Source organism: Methylophaga sp. UBA5088, assembly GCF_002414625.1.
Classification (GTDB): domain Bacteria; phylum Pseudomonadota; class Gammaproteobacteria; order Nitrosococcales; family Methylophagaceae; genus Methylophaga; species Methylophaga marina.
In genome coordinates, this window is record NZ_DIAC01000103.1 from 6,474 (window position 1) to 9,201 (window position 2,728).

Genomic DNA, 2,728 nt, shown 5'->3' on the forward strand with positions numbered 1-2,728 from the left:
CCGGCCGCGGTATCGCAGAAGAAAATAATGTGGATACCTTCCGTGAATTATCTGAGCTGGCGGGAGCAACATTATGCTGTTCGCGTCCGATTGCTGACTCAGGCTGGTTGCCAAAATCACGTCAGGTAGGGCAATCTGGCAAGGTAGTCGGTGCTTGTAAGCTGTATGTGGCGATGGGCATATCCGGCTCAATTCAACATATGGCAGGGATGAAACATGTGCCGAGCATTGTGGCGGTGAACACCGATCCGGGCGCATCGATATTTAATATTGCCAAGTACGGCATCGTGGCGGATATCTTCGATATTGAAGAAGAATTGCGCACACACTTTGAATAACGTTATTTTATCCGGCATCGGGTAAGTGTTTTATTTACCCGGTGCCATTTATTTATATGAGGAAACAGATTTGGCAGATATACATGGGGCAGGTGTTCGCGACGATATTGACGGCAATGGCTTTCGAGTAGGTATCGTTGTCTCGCGGTTTAACTCTGATATTTGCACGGCACTGCTAAATGCCTGTGTTGATCAGTTAAAAGCCAGCAACGTTCAGGAACAGGACATTCAGGTGTTGTCTGTGCCGGGGGCATTGGAAATACCGATGGTCATGCATGAGCTGGCATTAAAAGGTAATTGTGATGGTCTGGTCGCATTAGGCTGCATCATTCGTGGGGAAACCTATCATTTTGAGATTGTGGCCAATGAGTCTGCTCGTGCTTGTACGGATATCCAGATTGGTACAGGTATTCCGCTGGCGAATGCGATTCTGACCACAGAAAACGAAGAACAAGCTAAAGATCGGATGATCATTAAAGGTCGTGAAGCGGCTTTGGTGATTATTGAGATGATTCAGACATTAAAGTCTTTGCACGCAGAGTAATTTTTCTTAATTATTTTCTTTATTATCAATGGATTATAAAAGGTAGAGCATAAAAAATCAGATGGTTTTTACCCATTAAGGAGTACTCCATCATGAGAATTTTTATATGCGGCTGATTTCGGTAAGTTTTTTACATTGAATTCGTACTATGTAACCGGAGTTAGACCATGAATAATCCACTGCCTAAAGACACTATTACCCGTAACTCAGTTCTCAATGTTCGTCATAAAGAACTTGGGTCAACACTGGATGGCGAAACATGGAATGGTATGCCCATTCCATGGAGCTACCATACTGATGTTAACGATGAGGTAGTTGCTGTCCGTACCCGGGCAGGTTTATATGACGTATCTGGCCTCAACATTGTTAATGTTTCTGGGCCTGCGGCATTAAAAATTCTCGACAGGTTAGTGACAATTGATGTGACTAAACTCGAGCCAGGCACTTCCCGACTCGCCGGTGAAGTGAATGAAGAAGGGGCGCTGGTCGATGACATCATGGTTATCTGTGATGACAAAGAACATTACCGTTTATCTCATGGCAGTGGCGCTACACAACAAACCTTAGCCGAACTTGCCAAGGGTGAGGATGTCACGGTTGAGCAGGATTATGATGTGCATATCCTGTCACTCCAAGGTCCACGCTCAATCGACATTCTGGACCCTGAGCTAGATTTCAATCTGGCTGAATTACCTTATTTCAAACATATCAAGACGACCTTATTTGGTCGTGAAGTGATCCTCGCTCGCGGTGGTTATTCAGGTGAGCGCGGTTATGAAGTCTATTGTGCAGCGGCTGATGCTGTGTACCTGTGGGACATGATTCTGGAAAAAGGTCAGCCGTATGGCTGCATCCCGGCATCATGGGACTCACTCGACCTGACCCGCGTTGAAGCGGCCTTACTGTTCTTCCCGTTTGATATGCCTGAAGGTGATACCACTCCTTGGGAAGTCAATATGGACTGGTGTGTTGATCTGGATAAACCTGGTGATTACATCGGTAAAGATGCTGTACTGAAACTTAAAGGCAGAGAGCGCTTTAAACAAATAGGTCTGGAATGCATGACAAATCAGGCTGTTGAGATAGGTGCGAAATTACTTATTGATGGCAAGCAAGTCGGTGTCATCACCAGTGCCAGCTACAGTCAATATCTGATGAAGTCCATTGCTATGGCCCACATCAAACCTCAATATTCACAACTGGGAACGGCTGTGACGATTGATTCTGACAAGCCTTTCAAAGCCACCATTGTCAAAATGCCTTTTTACGATCCAATGCGTATGCGTACCCATCCTAAATAAGCCGTTCATATATAAACAGGCTATACCGTTATTCAGATTTAAGAAGAGGAAATGACAATGGAAAGAGGTTACAGAATTAGAAGTAAGCCTTTGTACGATCCGTTGATTTGGAAAGAGCATGCTACTGATCATGTCGTGATTGCTCATGCTGAAGGTGGTGTTGGTGTATTGAAGTTATTTCAGATGATGACGCCAAAACAACCAATCAAAGTATTGTTTGCCGATGATGCGCGTGCACAGCGTTCTTATCGTGACATTATCAGTAAGCTGGTGGATGAAGGTCTACAGATTCTTGATGATAAAGAAGGCGTATTGTCAGCCGTATCGGCCACGCTTGATGACTGTGTCATGGGCACACAGTTTTATATTGCGGGTAATGAGGATTTCATCTGGGCAGCATCTCAGATACTGAAATCAGCAGGTGTGGATGACAAAAATGTCATGAAAGAGCAGTGTGGCAGCCTGGCTCGTCCTGTCTATTGCGTGCATTGCAAAACAATCGATCCTGAAGTGCATCACAATGTTTATACCTGTCCTGGCTGTGG

The 2,728-nt window shown here is 44.9% G+C and carries 4 protein-coding genes; all 4 read left to right on the forward strand.

Annotated features, from left to right (window positions below; all coding sequences use genetic code 11):
* Positions 1 to 338: electron transfer flavoprotein subunit alpha/FixB family protein (locus tag B4K20_RS12820; RefSeq protein ID WP_289283168.1), on the forward strand; the 338-nt coding region annotated here is incomplete at its 5' end.
* Positions 339 to 408: 70 nt separating this feature from the next.
* Positions 409 to 882, forward strand: a complete 474-nt coding sequence (ribH, locus tag B4K20_RS12825) for a 6,7-dimethyl-8-ribityllumazine synthase (RefSeq protein ID WP_289283169.1) — start codon at positions 409 to 411, stop codon at positions 880 to 882.
* Between the two features lie 167 nt (positions 883 to 1,049).
* Positions 1,050 to 2,183 carry an aminomethyltransferase family protein gene (locus B4K20_RS12830; protein WP_289283170.1) on the forward strand — a complete coding sequence of 378 codons (1,134 nt, stop codon included), beginning with the start codon at positions 1,050 to 1,052 and terminating at the stop codon, positions 2,181 to 2,183.
* 57 nt (positions 2,184 to 2,240) lie between these two features.
* A partial coding sequence (locus tag B4K20_RS12835) for a dimethylamine monooxygenase subunit DmmA family protein (protein WP_289283171.1) occupies positions 2,241 to 2,728 on the forward strand: 488 nt, incomplete at its 3' end.

What these genes read in the sequence shown, in the direction of transcription:
- B4K20_RS12830 (WP_289283170.1), top strand. Translation starts at nt 1,050, where the DNA reads ATGAATAATCCACTGCCTAAAGACACTATTACCCGTAACTCAGTTCTC.